General features: G+C 71.2%; 17 protein-coding genes and 1 tRNA gene. 9 read left to right on the forward strand and 9 right to left on the reverse strand.

Translation table 11 applies throughout. The features are described from left to right. Window positions 1-61: 61 nt before the first annotated feature. The 4 genes from ACIBL4_RS10585 (at window position 62) to ACIBL4_RS10600 (ending at window position 4158) form a co-directional block, all read left to right on the forward strand. The gene (locus ACIBL4_RS10585; RefSeq protein ID WP_399408447.1) at window positions 62-1195 is read left to right on the forward strand and encodes an SPFH domain-containing protein; all 1134 of its coding nucleotides are present in this window, start codon (window positions 62-64) and stop codon (window positions 1193-1195) included. A 101-nt stretch (window positions 1196-1296) separates the two neighbouring features. After that, window positions 1297-1902, forward strand: a complete 606-nt coding sequence (locus tag ACIBL4_RS10590; RefSeq protein ID WP_399408449.1) for a lytic polysaccharide monooxygenase — start codon at window positions 1297-1299, stop codon at window positions 1900-1902. Between the two features lie 85 nt (window positions 1903-1987). Beyond that, window positions 1988-2443: a DUF3592 domain-containing protein gene (locus ACIBL4_RS10595; protein ID WP_399408451.1), complete on the forward strand. Its 456-nt coding sequence runs from the start codon at window positions 1988-1990 to the stop codon at window positions 2441-2443. A gap of 50 nt (window positions 2444-2493) precedes the next feature. Next, a complete protein-coding gene (locus ACIBL4_RS10600) occupies window positions 2494-4158 on the forward strand; it encodes a long-chain-fatty-acid--CoA ligase (protein WP_399408453.1) in 1665 nt (554 codons plus the stop codon). On the opposite strand, the gene ACIBL4_RS10605 is transcribed toward ACIBL4_RS10600, so the two are convergent. The 6 genes from ACIBL4_RS10605 to ehuB form a co-directional block, all read right to left on the reverse strand. Continuing rightward, a tRNA-Lys gene (locus ACIBL4_RS10605) sits at window positions 4124-4197 on the reverse strand. The genes ACIBL4_RS10600 and ACIBL4_RS10605 overlap by 35 nt on opposite strands. A gap of 101 nt (window positions 4198-4298) precedes the next feature. Further along, a complete protein-coding gene (locus tag ACIBL4_RS10610) occupies window positions 4299-5060 on the reverse strand; it encodes an IclR family transcriptional regulator (RefSeq protein WP_399408455.1) in 762 nt (253 codons plus the stop codon). Window positions 5061-5259: 199 nt separating this feature from the next. Continuing rightward, on the reverse strand, window positions 5260-6045 hold the full coding sequence (ehuA, locus tag ACIBL4_RS10615; protein WP_399408457.1) for an ectoine/hydroxyectoine ABC transporter ATP-binding protein EhuA: 786 nt from the start codon (window positions 6043-6045) through the stop codon (window positions 5260-5262). Then, window positions 6035-6685 carry an ectoine/hydroxyectoine ABC transporter permease subunit EhuD gene (ehuD, locus tag ACIBL4_RS10620; RefSeq protein ID WP_020271736.1) on the reverse strand — a complete coding sequence of 217 codons (651 nt, stop codon included), beginning with the start codon at window positions 6683-6685 and terminating at the stop codon, window positions 6035-6037. The genes ehuA and ehuD overlap by 11 nt, the downstream gene beginning before the upstream one ends. Then, window positions 6682-7383 carry an ectoine/hydroxyectoine ABC transporter permease subunit EhuC gene (gene ehuC / locus ACIBL4_RS10625; RefSeq protein WP_150481052.1) on the reverse strand — a complete coding sequence of 234 codons (702 nt, stop codon included), beginning with the start codon at window positions 7381-7383 and terminating at the stop codon, window positions 6682-6684. The genes ehuD and ehuC overlap by 4 nt, the downstream gene beginning before the upstream one ends. Continuing rightward, complete coding sequence (ehuB, locus tag ACIBL4_RS10630; RefSeq protein WP_399408460.1) at window positions 7380-8309, reverse strand: ectoine/hydroxyectoine ABC transporter substrate-binding protein EhuB; 930 nt, start codon at window positions 8307-8309, stop codon at window positions 7380-7382. Before ehuB ends, ehuC begins: the two co-directional genes overlap by 4 nt. A 107-nt stretch (window positions 8310-8416) precedes the next feature. Between ehuB and ACIBL4_RS10635 the strand changes: the two genes are divergently transcribed. After that, window positions 8417-8911: a DUF3830 family protein gene (locus ACIBL4_RS10635; RefSeq protein ID WP_399408462.1), complete on the forward strand. Its 495-nt coding sequence runs from the start codon at window positions 8417-8419 to the stop codon at window positions 8909-8911. Here the strand turns inward: ACIBL4_RS10635 and ACIBL4_RS10640 are convergent. Together ACIBL4_RS10640 and ACIBL4_RS10645 are read right to left on the reverse strand one after the other, a co-directional pair. After that, a complete protein-coding gene (locus tag ACIBL4_RS10640; protein ID WP_399408464.1) occupies window positions 8892-10301 on the reverse strand; it encodes an amidase in 1410 nt (469 codons plus the stop codon). The two genes, ACIBL4_RS10635 and ACIBL4_RS10640, sit on opposite strands and share 20 nt — an antisense overlap. Before the next feature lie 17 nt (window positions 10302-10318). After that, window positions 10319-11266, reverse strand: a complete 948-nt coding sequence (locus ACIBL4_RS10645; RefSeq protein ID WP_399408466.1) for a D-2-hydroxyacid dehydrogenase — start codon at window positions 11264-11266, stop codon at window positions 10319-10321. A gap of 198 nt (window positions 11267-11464) precedes the next feature. Between ACIBL4_RS10645 and ACIBL4_RS10650 the strand changes: the two genes are divergently transcribed. The 4 genes from ACIBL4_RS10650 to ACIBL4_RS10665 all read left to right on the forward strand — a co-directional run bounded on the left by ACIBL4_RS10650 (window position 11465) and on the right by ACIBL4_RS10665 (window position 14685). Further along, entirely contained in the window at window positions 11465-12280 is an 816-nt protein-coding gene (locus tag ACIBL4_RS10650) for an aspartate/glutamate racemase family protein (protein WP_399408468.1), read from the forward strand. Further along, complete coding sequence (locus tag ACIBL4_RS10655) at window positions 12277-13008, forward strand: aspartate/glutamate racemase family protein (RefSeq protein ID WP_356929710.1); 732 nt, start codon at window positions 12277-12279, stop codon at window positions 13006-13008. The genes ACIBL4_RS10650 and ACIBL4_RS10655 overlap by 4 nt, the downstream gene beginning before the upstream one ends. A gap of 222 nt (window positions 13009-13230) precedes the next feature. Further along, the gene (locus ACIBL4_RS10660) at window positions 13231-13500 is read left to right on the forward strand and encodes a hypothetical protein (RefSeq protein ID WP_399408470.1); all 270 of its coding nucleotides are present in this window, start codon (window positions 13231-13233) and stop codon (window positions 13498-13500) included. 93 nt (window positions 13501-13593) lie between these two features. After that, the gene (locus ACIBL4_RS10665) at window positions 13594-14685 is read left to right on the forward strand and encodes an LLM class flavin-dependent oxidoreductase (RefSeq protein ID WP_399408472.1); all 1092 of its coding nucleotides are present in this window, start codon (window positions 13594-13596) and stop codon (window positions 14683-14685) included. Here the strand turns inward: ACIBL4_RS10665 and ACIBL4_RS10670 are convergent. Further along, window positions 14661-16523 carry a putative bifunctional diguanylate cyclase/phosphodiesterase gene (locus tag ACIBL4_RS10670; protein ID WP_399408474.1) on the reverse strand — a complete coding sequence of 621 codons (1863 nt, stop codon included), beginning with the start codon at window positions 16521-16523 and terminating at the stop codon, window positions 14661-14663. The genes ACIBL4_RS10665 and ACIBL4_RS10670 overlap by 25 nt on opposite strands. Window positions 16524-16678: the final 155 nt, after the last annotated feature.

Below are 16678 nucleotides of genomic sequence, written 5' to 3' on the forward strand. Positions count from 1 at the left end.
CGGACCCCGGGCACCGGGGATCACCGTTGTGACGCATCTGGCGCGGAGGCTGGAGGCACCCATGAGTACGACCACTTCCCACACGTCCGAGCCCGACGGGCCGGCCGGCGGCCTGGCCGACGGACCGGTCAGACCCGCCCGGCTCATCCAGAACGAGGCCACCACCGAGATCCCCGTCCACCTGCTGTTCCGCGACGACCCCGACCCGGCGCCGGTACCGCTCAAGCCGGCGGTCGTCGCCCGCCGGCAGGGCACGGGGGAGCAGCCGCGCCTCGGACGCCCGGCGGCCGCGGCACCGCGCCCGGCACCGCAGGTCGACCCCGACCTGGCGGAGCGGCCCGCGCGGGTGCTGCCCGGGGCGGCGGGTGTGCTGGCCGGGGTGTGCGGGGCGGCCGGGTGCGCGGCCACCTCCTGGTGGGCCGGGCTGCTCCCGCCGCTCGTGCTGGAGGCGCTGCGGCTGCCCGCGCACACCGGGGCCGGGCTCGGTCCCGCGCAGTGGGCGGCGTACGCGGGGGCCGGGGCGCTCGGGCTGTTCGGGTTCGGCGGGCTGGCCCGGGGCCGGACCGGCCGGGCCTGGGTGCTGGATCTGTTCGGCCGCTACCGGGGGACCGTCCGGCGCTCGGGTCTGCTGTGGGTCAACCCGCTGCTGCTGCGCCGCCGGGTGGACGTACGGCTGCGGCACTGGCGCAGCGAGCCGGTGCCGGCCGCCGACGCGAGCGGGGTCGCGCTGCGGGTGGTCGTCCTGGTGGTGTGGCGGATGCGGGACACCGCGCGGGCCACGCTGGGGGTCGAGGACCACGAGACGTATCTGCGCGAGTGCGTCGAGGCGGCGCTGGCCCGTGTGCCGGTGGAGATGCCCGGCGGGGCCAGGGGCGCCACGGACGCGGCGGCCGAGGCGCTGACCCGGCTGGTGGCGGCTGACGCTGCGCCGGTCGGCCTGGAGGTGTTCTCCGTGCAGCCGCTCCGGGTGGAGTACGCCCCCGAGGTCGCCGCCGCGATGCACCGCCGCCGCATCGCCGCGCTGGACGCCCAGCACCGGGCGAGCGTGCTCACCTCGGTCGTGGACTCGGTGGAGGACACGGTGACCCGGCTGACCATGCGGGGGCTGGTCGAACTCGACGACTACGAGCGGAAGGCGCTGGTGAAGGACCTGACGGTGGCGTTCTGCGCGGGCCGGGGAGAAACAACTCCGTGATTGGTATGGACATGTTCAACTGATGTCCTTACTCTCAGACTTGGTCTAGACCTACCTGCACAGCTCACTGCACCTCCCCCACGTTCACCAGGAGCGGCAGCATGCGCACTAGGACCAAGTTGTCCGCAGCCGCGGTGGGACTGGCCACGACCGGAGCCCTCGTACTCTCCTCCGGCGGCGCCAGCGGCCACGGCTACACCGACCTCCCCGTCAGCCGGCAGAAGCTCTGCCAGAACGGCACCGTGACCAACTGCGGGCCGATCCAATGGGAACCGCAGAGCGTCGAGGGCCCGAAGGGCTTCCCGGCCTCCGGCCCGGCCGACGGACAGATATGCAACGCCGGCCTCGGCCAGTTCAGCCCGCTCAGCGCACCGCGGACGCCGTCCGGCGGGGCCTGGCCCACCACCAAGGTGACGGGCGGCCAGACCTACACGTTCCGCTGGCAGTTCACGGCCATGCATGCCACGACCGACTTCAAGTACTACATCACCAAGCCGGGCTGGAACCAGAACCACAACCTGGCCCGGTCCGACCTCAACCTCACGCCGTTCTTCACCGTGCCGTACAACGGCCAGCGGCCCCCGTCCACGCTCTCCCACAGCGGCAGACTGCCGTCCGGGCTGAGCGGCCACCACGTCATCCTGGCGGTGTGGACGATCGCCGACACGGGCAACGCGTTCTACGCGTGCTCGGACGTGACCTTCTGAGGTTCTCCTGAGGCGGCGGTGCGGCCGGTGTGGGTAGGTTCCCCATGCCGGCCGATCGCGACCGTGCGGGAGATCGGGGGGCACCATGGCGGTATTCCAGGCTTTCTTCTATGTCGTACCGGCACTCATGATCGCCCTGGCGATCTTCGCCCTGACCGGGACAGCCCGCCGCGCGCAGGATGTGAGCAGCGCCTGGAACAGCGGGTTCATGTCCCAGGCGCGGTGTCTGCGGGCCTACACGACGACGAGTGGCGGCGGTGACACCAGTGTGCGGACCACCTTGCACCACGTCTACGAGTTCACCGCACACGACGCCCGCGTGATCCGCTTCGACGAGGCGAACGGTCCGGCGACGACCGTGGAGGGTGACATCGTCACCGTGTACTACCTGCCGGACCGCCCCGAGCGCGCCACGGCCCACGCGCCGGCACGGGGGAGGCTCGCGGCGGGCACGGGCTGCGCGGCGGTGTTTCTGGGCGTGTTCATCGTCTTCTGCCTGGTGTTCATGGTGATCGTCCATCTCATGTTCACCGTGGTGTGACGCCACGGCGGCCCTCCACATCTGACGGTGCATCAGCTACCTTGCGGCCCATGGAGTCCACAGGACGTACGGTCGCGGAACTCGTACGGGACCGGTGGGGCGACCACCGGCCGGGGCTGTGGTGCGAGGAAGAGGTCCTGACCCATCATGAGGTGGCGTCCGGAGCAGCGGCCCGGGCGGCCCTGCTCACCGACCTGCTGCCGCCGGACGCCGAGCCCCACATCGGGGTGCTCCTCGACAACACCCCCGAGTTCCCTCTGTGGCTGGGCGCGGCGGCCCTGGCCGGGGTGGCGGTCGCCGGCGTGAACCCCACCCGCAGGGGCGCCGAACTCGCCCGCGACATCCTGCACACCGAGTGCCGCATCCTGGTCACCGAGCGGACCCACCTGCCGCTGCTCAGGGGCCTGGACCTGCCCGGCGTGCGGATGCTGGTGACGGACACCGAGGAGTACGCCGGCCTCCTCGCCCCCTACTCCGGCGCACACCCGGACGCCTCCCGCGCCACCCCACGCGACCGCTTCCTCCTCTACTTCACCTCCGGCTCGACCGGCGCGCCCAAGGCCGCCCTCTGCTCCCAGGGCCGCCTGGCAGCCGCCGGACGCTCCCTGGCCGGCCAGTTCGCCCTGGGGCCGCAGGACGTGCACTACCTCTGCATGCCGCTGTTCCACGGCAACGCGGTGATCGCCGGCTGGGCGCCTGCACTCGTCACCGGGGCGGGCGTGGCGCTGCGCCGGCGCTTCTCGGCGTCCCGTTTCCTGCCGGACGTACGCCGATACGGGGCGACGTACTTCACGTATGTCGGCCGGGCGATCCAGTACGTCCTGGCCACCGAGCCGCGCCCCGACGACCGCGACAACCCCCTCCGCCTCGGCTTCGGCACGGAGGCGGGCGCGGTGGACGTGGCGGCCTTCGAGCGGCGGTTCGGGGTGCGGCTGGTGGAGGGATACGGCTCTTCAGAGGGCGGGGCGGCGGTGCAGTGGTCGCCGGGAACGCCGCCGGGCGCGGTCGGCCGGGCGGCACCCGGGCTCGTCGTCCTCGACCCGGAGAGCCGTGAGGAGTGCCCGCCGGCCCGCTTCGACGCGGCGGGGCGGCTGCTCAACGGGGACGAGGCGATCGGCGAACTGGTCAACCAGGGACCCAGCCCCTTCGAGGGCTACTGGCGCAACCCGGCGGCGGAGGCGGAGCGGCGCAGGGAGGGCTGGTACTGGACGGGTGACCTCTTCTACCGGGACGCCGACGGCTACCTCTACTTCGCCGGCCGCACCGACGACCGCCTCCGCGTCGACGGCGAGAACCTGGCCGCCGCGATGATCGAGAACATCCTCGCCCGGTACGAGGGCGCCGCCGCCGTCGCCGTGTACGCGGTGCCGGATCCGGTGACCGGGGACCAGGTGATGGCGACGATCGCCGGGACCTTCGACCCGGAGGCGTTCGCGCGGTTCCTGCTCGCCCAGCCCGACCTGGGGACGAAGATGGCGCCCCGGTTCGTGCGGGTGGTGGGGCGGATGCCGGTGACGGCCACGAACAAGATCCATCGGGCGGCGTTACGGAGGGAGGGCCTCAGGTGCGCGGACCCGGTGTGGTGGCGGCCGCCGGGGGAGCGCGCGTACCGCCCGCTGACCAGGGAGGATCTCGAACACGCCGAAGGGCCTCCCGCTCCCACGAGAGGCCCTTCACCGGTGCGCCGCCAGGGACTCGAACCCCGGACCCGCTGATTAAGAGTCAGCTGCTCTAACCAACTGAGCTAGCGGCGCATGACTCCCGCCGACCGCGTTCCGCGTGGCGCGTTCTCGCGGCGGCGACGGAGAAAATAATACCCGGTCCTCCGGGGTGCTTCCGACCACCGCAGCAGGAGCTAGATCGCCATGGACAGCAGGACCGGGGCCGCGTTGCGGTTGAGGGCGTCCGCGGCCTGGCGGAGCCGGTGGGCGTGCTCGACCGGGAGGGACAGGGCCAGGCAGCCGACGGAGGAGCCGGCCGTGACGGGGACGGCCGCGCAGACCGTGCCGACCGCGTACTCCTGGAGGTCCAGGACGGGCACGGTGGGCGGCTGGGACTCCAGCCGGGAGAGCAGCAGCCGGTCGCTGGTGATGGTGCGCGAGGTGAGGCGGGCCATCTTGTGCCGGGCGAGGTGGTCGCGGCGGCCGGCGTGGTCGAGCTGGGTGAGCAGGCTCTTGCCGATCGCGGTGGCGTGGGCCGAGGAGCGGAAGTCGACCCACTCGTTGACCTTGGGCGTGGCCGGGCTGTCGGCGTACTGGGTGACGCTGATCTCGCCGTCGACGTACCGGCTCATGTAGACGGCGGCGCCGACCGAGTCGCGCAGCCGGTCGAGGGTGTGCTGGAGCTTGTCGCGCAGGGCCTGCTCGCGGTGCTGGGCGGAGCCGAGGCGGGCCAGCGTCTCGCCCGTGACGTACGCGCCGTCGGCGATCTGCTCGACGTAGCCCTCGCGGCGCAGCATGCGCAGGAGCGCGGTCAGCCGCTCCGGTCCGATGCCGGTGTGCCGGGCGAGCTCGGCGTCGATGATTCCGGTGGAACTCCGCGCCACGGTCTCCAGGACGCGCAGGGCTTCCTGGGCCGCGTGGTACGGGGTGGTCGGCGGCTCGTGCTTCAGCGCCACGGTGGTCTCCCCCTGCGCTTGCTGTTAGGGCCGTAATCCGGTCAGTGAACCTCTTCCAGGTTAACCGGCAAACACCCTGCGGAGAGCGGGGGTTGACAAGATTCCCGGGCCCCCGGACTGGGGTATCGATCCTCTGGCATATGCCAGAAGCATGCCCCAGCCCTTGGGTCCGGACGTTCTGCCTGGTCACGCGCTGTAGTCAGAGCACTGCGCTGAGGAACTCCCGCGTGCGGTCGTGCTCCGGCTCGCTGAAGATCTTCTCCGGCGGGCCCGACTCGATGACCCGGCCCGAGTCGAACATCAGCACCTGGTCGGAGATGTCCCGGGCGAAGTTCATCTCGTGGGTCACACAGAGCATGGTGATGTCCGTGGAGCGGGCGATGTCCCGCAGCACGTCCAGGACGCCCGCGACCAGCTCCGGGTCGAGTGCGGAGGTCACCTCGTCCAGGAGCAGCACCTGCGGCCGCATGGCCAGCGCCCGGGCGATCGCCACCCGCTGCTGCTGCCCGCCGGACAGCTGCGCCGGGTGCGCGTCGCACTTGTCGGACAGGCCCACCAGGTCCAGCAGGCCCTTGGCCCGCTCCACGGCCTCGTCCTTGGACATGCCGAGGACGGTGACCGGTGCCTCGGTGATGTTCCGCAGCACCGTCATGTTCGGGAACAGGTTGAACTGCTGGAAGACCATCCCGATCTTCTTGCGGACCTCCCGCACCTCCTTGTCGGAGGCCGGGAACAGCTTCTGCCCGTCGACCGTGATCGTGCCCTCGTCGGGCTTGAGCAAGGTCATCAGCAGCCGCAGGATCGTGGTCTTGCCGGACCCGGACGGCCCGATCAGGGTGACGTGCTTGCCGGCGTCGACGGAGAAGTCCAGGTGGTCCAGGACGGTGTTGCTCCCGAACCGCTTGGTGACCTGCTCCAGCCGGATCAGCTCGCCGGTGCTCCTGGCGGGGTTCTTCTCGGGGTTGGGGAGAGTGTCAGTGGGCAAGGCGTCGCTCCAGGGCTCGCAGGAGAAGGGAGGCCAGATAGGAAATGACGATGAAGGCCACGCCGATCACCGTCAGCGGCTCGGTGAACTGGAAGTGCTCCTGCGAGAACAGGCGCGCGTGGCCGAGCATCTCCAGCACGGAGATCGCCATCAGCATGGGCGTGTCCTTGAGCATCGCGATGACGTAGTTGCCGAGCGCGGGGACGACCCGGCGCACCGCCTGCGGCAGGATCACCGCGGTCCACGTCCGGCGCAGCGGCAGGTTCAGCGCCGTCGCCGCCTCCCACTGGCCGACCGGCACGGCCTCGATACCGGCGCGGTAGACCTGCATCGTGTACGTCGAGTAGTGCAGCCCGATCGCGAAGACGCCCGTGGCGAGCGCCGAGAAGGTCAGGCCCCACTCGGGCAGCACGTAGTAGAGGAAGAACAGCTGCACCAGCAGCGGGGTGTTGCGGACGAACTCCGTGACGACGCCGACCGGCCAGGTCACCCAGCGCGTCGGCAGCCGCATCAGCAGCGCCCACACCAGGCCCAGCACGAACGAGACCAGCGAACCGATCACCAGGATCTGAAGGGTGACCAGCAGACCCTTCCAGAAGTCCGGCATGAAGTCGGAGACCGCGCTCCAGTCCCAGTTCATCGGACCGCCTCCACCACGACCGGCTCAGGCGCCCGGGTCTTGCTGTCGGGCTTCTTCCCGACACCCGCCTTGAGCCTCTTCTCCAGCCCGCGCATGACCCGGGTGAGCAGGAAGGCGATCACGAAGTAGATGAGCAGGATGTACGTGTAGATCTCCGCGCTCTCCTGGAGCGCCAGACGCACCAGGTTGCCGCTGAACGCCAGATCGCCCATGCCCATGATCGACACCAGGGCGGTGCCCTTGAGCAGCTCGATGAGCAGGTTGGAGAACGGCGGGATCATCTCCGGCACCGCCTGCGGCAGCAGGATCAGCCGCATCCGCTGCCAGGGTGTGAAGCTGAGCGCGATCCCGCCCTCCCGCTGCGCCGGGTCGACCGCGGTCAGCGCGCCGCGCACGATCTCCGAGCCGTACGCCCCGTAGGTCAGGCCGAGCGCCAGCGTGCCAGCCCACAGCGGCACCAGCTGCCAGCCGAAGGCCGGGGGCAACACGAAGAACACCCAGAAGATCATCACCAGGGCCGAGGTCCCGCGGAACACCTCGGTGTAGAAGCCCGCCAGGAAGCGGACGATCCACAGCCGGTGGGTGCGCGCGACGCCGACCACGAAGGACACAGCGGCCGCCAGCAGCGCGCTGCACACGAGCAGCTGGATCGTGACCCAGACGCCCTTCAGTACGAGTTCCCAGAGTCCCGAGGTCATCCGCCGCAGAGCTCCTTCGCGGTCAGATCCGTCATCTCGGCCTCGGTGAAACCGAACGGCTTGAGGATGCGGAAGAGTTCGCCGCTCTTCTTGAGCTTGTGCAGCTCGACGTTGAAGGCGTCGCGCAGCTTGGTCTCGGTCGGCCGGAACGCGAAGGCGCCCCCGTCGACGTGCGGCTTGCCGCTCACGATCGGCTTGAAGGGCTCGGTGGCCTCCGCCTTGGCGGACTTCTTCACCACCTCGCGTACGGTGAGCGCCGTACCCGCGAACACGTCCACGCGGCCCGCCTCGACGGCGTTCAGCCCCGCCACCTGGTCCGGGACGATGAGGATGTCGCTCTCCTTGTACCCCGCCTCGACGGCGTACTGGATCTCGGCGTATCCGGTCCCGGTGGCGAACTTCGCCTTCTTCTCGACGATGTCCTTGTAGTTGCGCAGCCCCTTCGGGTTGCCCTTGCGGACGATGAACGCGTCGAGCATCTGGTAGTCGGGGTCGGAGAAGATGACCTGCTCGCAGCGCTCGGGGTTGACGTACATCCCGGCGGCCACGACGTCGAACTGCTGGGAGTTCAGGCCCGGGATGAGCGAGCCGAACTCGGTCGGCACGGGCTGGACCCGGTCGACGCCGAGGCGCTTGAAGATCACCTTCGCCAGCTCCGGTGCCTCACCGGTCAACTCGCCGTTCTTGTCGATGAAGCCGAACGGGATCTCACCGGCGATGCCGAGGCGGACGACGCCCGCCGCCCGGAGCCGGCCGAGCAGGTCACCGCCCTCGGTGCTCGACGCCGTGGCCACACGGCTGCATCCCGCGGCACCCAGCGCGCCGAGCGCCGCGACCCCCGCGAGCAGCGACCGGCGTGTGGGCCTGGAGGCGGCCTGGGATATGGGTTCCGGACTTCTCAGTGGGCTTCTCTGTGGTGGAGCCATGGGCGCGCGGCTACCCGACCGCATCCGGGTTATGCCGATCTTTTCAAGCCCCGCACGTCTCCCGGTGCGCCCTTGACCGCGGGGGCGGCGGGCACTCCCATGGAGGCATGGCTGATCGCTATATCGAAGTCTCCCTGGTCAAGCGCGACGTGACCTGCAGGGCCAAGCTCCTGGACGACCGCGCGCCGATCACCTGCGCGGCCGTCTGGGACGCCCTTCCGCTGGCCGGCGACGTCTACCACGCGAAGTACGCACGCAACGAGATCTACGCCCTTTTCCCGCCCTTCGCCGAAACCGAACCACCCCTGGAAAACCCGACCATCACTCCGATTCCCGGCGATCTGTGTTATTTCACCTTCGCCGGGGCGGAGTTGGGGACCAAGTCCTACGGCTACGACCGCGAGGTCCGCGCCGGGACCACGCTCGTCGACCTGGCCCTGTTCTACGAGCGCAACAACCTGCTGCTGAACGCCGATGTCGGCTGGATCCCCGGCATCGTCTGGGGCCAGATCGTCGAGGGCCTGGACAGCATGGCCGAGGCGTGCAACGACCTGTGGAGGTCGGGAGCGGCAGGGGAGACGCTCAGCTTCCGGCGGGCCTGATCCGGCCGGCGGACGCCACGCCGGCCTCGTACAGCGCGTGGGCCGCCCGCAGCACCAGATCGTCCCGGTGCCGGGCGGCCACGAGCTGGAGTCCGATCGGCAGGCCGTCCCCGTCGGCGCCGACCGGCACGCTCGCCGCGGGCTGCTGCGTCATGTTGAACGGGTACGTGAACGGCGTCCACCCTGTCCAGCGCCGATGGCCGGATCCTTTCGGTACCTCGACGCCCGCCTCGAACGCCGTGATCGGCAGGGTCGGCGTGACGAGCAGGTCGTACGTGTCGTGGAAGCGGCCCATCCGGCGCCCCAGGTCCATCCGGACGTCCACCGCGGCGAGATAGTCCAGCGCCGAGTAGCGGGCGCCTTGTGTGCAGATCTCGCGCAGGCCGGGGTCCAGAAGTTCCCGCTGCTTCGGTCCCAGGTGCTGGGTCACCCGGGCCGCCCCGCTGAACCACAGGGTGTGGAAGGCCTCCACCGGTTCGGTCAGGTCCGGGTCGGTCTCCGTGACGTACGCGCCGAGCTCCGCCAGCCGCTCCACGGCGTGCCGCACCGCCCTCGCGACCTCCGGACGCACCGCCACCTGCCCGCCCAGCGACGGCGAGTACGCCACGCGCAGCCCGCGCACCCCGCCCGTCAGCCCGTCCGCGTAGGCACCGGGCGGCGGGGCGAGCGCCGACCAGTCACGCGAGTCCGGATGGCCGATGACGTCCATCAGCAGCGCCGCGTCCGCCGCGTCCCGGGTCATCGGCCCGACGTGCGCCAGCGTGCCGAACGCGCTCGCCGGGTAGAGCGGCACCCGCCCGTACGTCGGCTTCAGCGCGAAGATCCCGCAGAACGACGCCGGGATGCGGACGCTGCCGCCGCCGTCCGTGCCCAGCGACAGCGGTCCCGCGCCGAGCGCCACGGCCGCCGCGCTGCCGCCGCTCGACCCGCCGGCGGTACGCGAGGGGTCGTACGGATTGCGCGTCACCCCGCTCAGCGGCGAGTCCGTCACGCCCTTCCAGCCGTACTCGGGGGTCGTCGTCTTGCCGAGGAAGACCGCCCCGTGCTCCCGCAGCCGGGCCACGGACGGGGCGTCCTCGTCCCAGCGCCCCGCCGGATCCACGGCCTTCGAGCCGCGCAGGGTCGGCGCCCCGCGCAGCAGCAGGATGTCCTTGACCGTGACCGGCACCCCGTCCAGCAGCCCCTGGGGCTCACCGCGCCGCCATCGCTCCTCCGACTCCCGGGCCCGGGCCAGCGCGTCCTCGGCGGTCAGCCGGACGAAGGCGTTCACCTCCGGCTGGATCGCCTCGGCCCGCTCCAGCGCCGCGCGGGTCGCCTCCACGGGGCTCCACTCGCCCTTGCGGTAGCCGTCGAGGAGCCGTACGGCGGTCAGCTCGGTGAGCTCGGTCATGCACCCTCCAAGGAACGTCAGTGTCCGGGTACATACCCGCGCTGTTTGTCGACCACGTTCTCCAGCGGCTTTCCGGCCGCCCAGAGCTCGTACAGCTCTACGAACTGGGCGCCGAGGTCGTCCCGCCAGCCGACGATGTCGCCGCTCATGTGCGGGGACACGATCAGTCCCGGGACTTGCCACAACGGGCTGTCGGGGGTCAGCGGCTCGGACTCGAAGACGTCCAGGGCGGCGCCCGCGATCCACTGCTTGGTCAGGGCCTCGGCGAGCGCGTCCTCGACGACCAGCTGGCCGCGGCCGATGTTGACGAACCGGGCGGACGGCTGCATCACGCCGAAGCGGCGGGCGTCGAACATGCCGTGCGTCCGATCGGTGAGCGGCGCCGCCGCGATCACCCAGTCGGCGCGCGCCAGCAGCCGGTCCAGATCCTCCGGGCCGTGCACGCCGGGGCGCGGGGCGCGGCCGACGAGCGCTGTCGTGATGTCCAGCGCCTCCAGCGTGCGGGCGATCGCCCGGCCGATCGGCCCGGTGCCGACCACGACGGCCCGGCTCCCGGCGACCTTCTGCGACTCGCGGTGCCGCCAGGTCCGCTCCCGTTGCAGCTGAAGCGTGCGCGGCAGGTCCTTGGCCATCGCCAGCACGAGCGCGGCGACGTACTCGGCGATCGGCTGGTCGAAGATGCCGCGGGCGTTCGTCACCACCGTGTCGGAGGCGGCGAGTTCCGGGCACATCAGATGGTCCACACCGGCGCTCGCCGTATGCACCCAGCGTGGTCGTGGGCCCTCGCCGGGCCAGGCGTCCCGCACGGCGCGCGAGGTGAAATCCCACACCAGGAGTACATCCGCACGCGGGAGGCGTGCGGCGAGACCCTCCGCGTCGGTGTGTTCGATACTCACGCGGCCGGTGAGGCTCCCGAGGCGGGGGAGGGGTTCGGCGTCCAGGACGAGCAGGGTGGGGGTGGGCATGAGCAGCCGTTTCTCCAGCCGTGCGGCGGGGGCGGCCTGCCTTCGCCAGGCGGCCGGTGACGACGAGTTAACACGGTGTTGACCAAGGAATGATCCGGGCGGATTGACCACGCTCGCACCCGAACCTACCGTCGTCAACACGGGCGTTCCCACGATCCGTTGCACACTCGTTGCCCAGTGTGAGGCCGGTGCCCTGCCATGGACGTCTCATTTCTCGGCGGGCCCAGCCCGCAGCGCGGGGTCGGCGTAGTCGCCCCCTTCGACTTCGCTCTCGACCGCGAGCTGTGGCGGTGGGTGCCGGACGAGGTCTCCCTGCACATGACACGAACACCGTTCGTGCCGGTCGAGGTCAGCCTCGATCTCGCCCGCATGGTCAGCGAACACCAGACGCTGAGCGAGGCGGTCGGCACGCTCAACGCGATCGCTCCCGAGGTCATCGCCTACGCCTGTACGTCGGGCAGTTTCGTCGGCGGTGTCATGGGCGAGCGCGCGATGTGCGAGGCGATGAGCCGGGCGGGTGCCGTCCCGGCGATCACCACCTCCGGCGGGCTGCTGGAAGCCCTGGTGGAGCTGGACGTACGGCGGGTGGCGCTGGTGACGCCGTACACGGTGTCGGTGACGCAGGCGCTGGAGGCCTATGTGGCCCAGGCGGGCGTCACGATCTCCGGCTGTGCCTTCATGGGGCTGACCCGGCACATCTGGAAGGTCCCCTACCGGGAGGTGGTGGACATGGCGCGGCAGGCCGTACGCGACGACGCCGACGCCCTCTTCATCAGCTGTACCAACCTGCCCACCTACGACGTCATCCCCCAACTGGAGGCCGAACTGCGCATCCCGGTGATCTCGGCCAACCAAGTGACGATGTGGGCGGCGCTGCGCCGACTGGGTACCCGTGCGGTGGGACCGTATCAAGCGCTGATCAATCCGGAGGCGCGGGCCGGTCTCGGATCGCCGGGGGCGAACCACGGTCCCGTCGTGCCGGAAGAAGAGCAGCAGCAGGAAGGCTGGACATGACAGCGCTGGGATTTCTCTACCCGGGCCACTCGGCCGAGGACGACTATCCGCGCATCGAGCAGTTGCTGGGCAGCGACATCCGGGTGGACCTGGTGCACACCGACATCGGTGAGGACGCGCACCGGGTGGACGCGCTGCTGGAGATGGGCTCCGCGGGGCGACTCGCGGCGGGCGTGCAGGAGCTGCGGCACGCCGGCGCGGACGCCGTGGTCTGGGCCTGCACCAGCGGCAGCTTCGTCTACGGCTGGGACGGAGCGCAGGACCAGGTGCGCACCCTGGCGCAGACCGCCGGCATGCCGGCCTCCTCGACGTCCTTCGCGTTCGTGCACGCGGTACGGGAGCTGGGAGTGCGCCGGGTCGCGATCGGCGCGACGTACCCGGACGACGTGGCGCAGTTGTTCGCCGAGTTCCTGCGGGCGGACGGTGTCGAGGTCGTCTCGGTGAAGAGTTCCGGCATCATCACGGCCGCCGAGGTCGGCACCTGGGGCGAGGCGGAACTCCTCGCCATGGCCCGGCACGCCGACCACCCCGAGGCCGAGGCCCTCCTCCTGCCCGACACGGCCCTGCACACGGCGGCCCACATCCCGGCCCTGGAGAAGGACCTCGGCAAGCCGGTCCTCACCGCCAACCAGGTCACGGTCTGGGAAGGCCTCCGCCTGGCGGACCGCCGCGTGAACGCGCCGGAACTGGGGGCACTGTTCACGAGGGAGCCGCTCGTCCAGGCGTGAACGGGTGTGCCGTTCTCGCCACCGACGCCCGGAATCGGTCCCACCTCTTCGGTGGGGCAGATCCGGGCATAGGGGGTGAACGGCCCGCCAGGAGGTGAGGGATCCTCAACTTCCGCCGCCGCGCAGGGCTCTTGAGTTGACCGAAAGCGCGTTCCCCTTCAGTTGTCCATTCCGTGCACACTGGCCACGTCCGCAGCCAGTCGTGCCGTGAAGGACTCCCCGATGGCCGAAACGGGCCCGTTCAGATCCTCTGTAAGCGCTGTCCAGCTGTCCGGGCGCCTGCTGTGCTGGAGCCTGGCGGCGGCGATGGTCACCGCCGGCGCCGACGCCGTCCTCGATCCGCGGGCGGACTGGTGGGGTGCCGTGTGGTCCCTGCCCTGGTGGCTCGCCGGTGGGGCCGCCCTCGCCTGGATCGTGCTCCGCGCCCGCGAGAAGGGCGCCCGGCGGCCCCCGTATGGCGAAGCGCGGAGCGACTGGGAGCAGGCCGCCTGACCCTGCGGAGGCACCTCCGGGGGAATAACCGGAGACAGTCCCCTGTTAGAGCCGGGACGACAGCACACGGCCCACAGCAGGAGGCACCCCACCGTGGCGGCAGACGAGATACGCGGCGCAGCGCAGGGCAGCGCCCCCGTCCCCCTCTCCGTACTGGACCTGGTCACCGTCGGGGCCGGCCGCACCGCCTCCGACGCGCTGCGCACCAGCGTCGACCTGGCCCGCCTCGCGGAGGCCCGCGGCTTCCACCGCTACTGGGTCGCCGAGCACCACTCCATGCCCGGCGTGGCCTCCTCGTCCCCGACCGTGATCCTCGCCCACCTCGCCGCCCACACCGGTCGCATCCGCCTCGGCTCGGGCGGCGTCATGCTGCCCAACCACGCCCCGCTCGTCATCGCCGAGCAGTTCGGGACGCTGGAGGCCATGGCCCCGGGCCGCATCGACCTCGGCCTCGGCCGCGCGCCGGGAACCGACGGTGCCACGGCCGCCGCCCTGCGCCGCACCGACCGGCTCAATGAGGGCGCCGACGACTTCCCCGAGCAACTCGCCGAGCTGACCCGGTTCCTCGACGACGACTTCCCCGACGGGCATCCCTACCGCCGTATCCACGCCGTACCGGGGCCGGTCCAGGCCACGTCCCCCGGCGGCGTCCAGTCCCCGCACCGCCCGCCCGTCTGGCTGCTCGGCTCCTCCGGCTTCAGTGCCCGCCTCGCCGGTGTGCTCGGCCTGCCCTTCGCCTTCGCGCACCACTTCTCGGCGCAGAACACGATCCCGGCCCTGGACCTCTACCGGGAGTCCTTCCAGCCGTCCGCCGTGCTCGACGAGCCCTACGCCCTCATCGGCGTCTCCGCGCTCGCCGCCGACGAGGAGAAGGAGGCCAGCCGCCAGATCCTGGCCGCCGCCCTCAGCATGGTCCGGCTGCGCACCGGACGCCCCGGCCTCGTGCCCACCCCCGAGGAGGCGGAGGCCTACGCCTTCAGCCCCATGGAGCGCGACTTCGTCGACTCCTGGAACGCCAACGTCATCCACGGCACCCCGGACGAGGTCCGCTCCGGCCTGGACGACCTGCAGAAGCGCACCGGCGCCGACGAGCTCATGATCACGGCCAACGCGCACGACGGCGACGTACGCGTGCGCTCCTACGAACTCATCGCCGACGCCTACGGGTTGCCGACGCCCGCCTGAACGCCCGGCGTGCCCAGCAGCTCGGAGATGCGGTCCGGCGGCACCGGACGGGAGTAGAGCCAGCCCTGTCCGGTGTCGCAGCCGATGCGCCGCAGCCGGGTCGCCTGGTCCGAGGTCTCCACGCATTCGGCCGTGACCGTCAGACCCAGCCGGTGGGCGAGCTGGATCATCGCCTCGACCACGACCTCGTCGGCCGGGTTCGGGCGGGTGGCCGTGCTGTCCCGGTCGTCGTACTGGAAGCCGCGGACGAAGGTGCCGTCCAGCTTGAGTACGGACACCGGCAGGCGGCTGAGGTAGGCAAGGTTCGAGTAGCCGGTGCCGAAGTCGTCGATGGCGATGCGCACGCCCATGTCGCTGAGGGCCTTCAGGGCCTGGAGCGGCCGGCCGGCCGAGCCCATCACCGCCGACTCGGTGAGCTCCAGCTGGAGCAGATGCGGCGCGAGGCCCGTCTCGGCCAGGGTCTCCGCCACGTCCGCCACCAGGTCCGAGTCCCAGACCTGACGCACCGCCACGTTCACGCTCACGAAGATCGGCGGCTCGTCGGGGTGGTCCAGCTGCCAGCGGCGGGCCTGTCCGCAGGCCGTGCGCAGCACCCAGCGGCCCAGCGGAACGATCGAACCGTCCTCCTCGGCAAGTCCGATGAACCGATTCGGCGTCAGTACGCCGAACTGAGGATGATTCCAGCGGATGAGTGCCTCGACCCCGTGCAGCCGGTCGTCCTCCATGCCCACCAGCGGCTGGTACTCCAACTGGAACTCGCCCCGGTCGATGGCCGGCCGCAGGGTGGAGGCGAGGGCTTGGCGGGTCATGCGGTGGGCGTTGCGCTCCGGGTCGAACAGCGTCCAGCGGGACTTGCCGTCGGCCTTCGCCCAGTAGAGCGTGGTGTCCGCCGCCTGCATCAGGGCGGTCGGGGTCGTCCCGGCCGCGTGCCGCTCCACCACACCGATCGACGCCGAGACCGACAACCGCTGCCCGGAGATGTCGAACGGGTCCTGGATCGCCTCCAGCACCGACTCGGCCAGCTCGGCCAGTTGTTCGGTGCCCGTGGAGTCCTCGACGAGCAGCGCGAACTCGTCACCGCCGAGCCGGGCCACCAGCGGGATGCTGGGCCGGGACCGCCCGGCCTCGTCCGCGCAGCGGGTGAGGCGCTCGGCGACGGCGGCCAGCAGCCGGTCGCCCACGCGGTGGCCCAGGGTGTCGTTGATGGCCTTGAAGCCGTCCAGGTCCAGGTAGCACAGCCCGATCCGGCCCGTGCCGCTCTGCTCGTACGACTCCGCCTCCAGCGCGGTCGACAGGCGTTCGAAGAACAGCGTGCGGTTGGGCAGCCGGGTCACCGGGTCGTGCATCTGCAAGTGCCGCAGACGGGCCTGGAGTTCGCGGCGTGAGCTGATGTCGGCGACGGTCAGCAGGACGGTCCGGTCCTCGGCGGGCAGCGGGGCGACCGTCACCTGCACCCACAGACAACGCCCGTCGGGGTGCTTGAGCCGGCGCGTGCAGCGCAGCCGGGACTGCCGGCCGCGCAGCACCTCGCGGTACGCGTGCCAGGTGCGGGCGTCACCGGTGAGGTCGACCAGGTCGGCGGCGACGGCCCCGGCCAGATCGTCGGGCGGGGTACCGAGCAGCGCGGCGAGCGAGTCGTTGGCGCTGACGACCATCCCCTCGCGGTCGACGACGGCCATGGCGAGCGGGGCGGCCGCGAAGACGGAGCGATAGGGCGCGGGCGCCGGGGGCTCGGTACGGGGAGACGTGTCGATCTCACTCTCTGTGACGACCGGCCCGTCGAGGTCTGCCGCGGGCGCCGGCCCTTCGGAGGTTCCGCTCACCGCTCGCTCCCGCATGTATTCGATCTCTGTCCGTGCAGGAAAGGTCAGGAAAGTGTGCCGATCATAGAGGCTGGCCCCAGGGCCTTCCAGCCGGTGTCCAGTGTTCCGGACCAACCCGCCCTTCTGCCAGATCGTTTCTGCTCATGCCTGGACGGCTTCTTCAGGCCCCC

It is taken from the genome of Streptomyces sp. NPDC050416 (genome assembly GCF_044458845.1).
Taxonomy (GTDB): Bacteria; Actinomycetota; Actinomycetes; order Streptomycetales; family Streptomycetaceae; genus Streptomyces.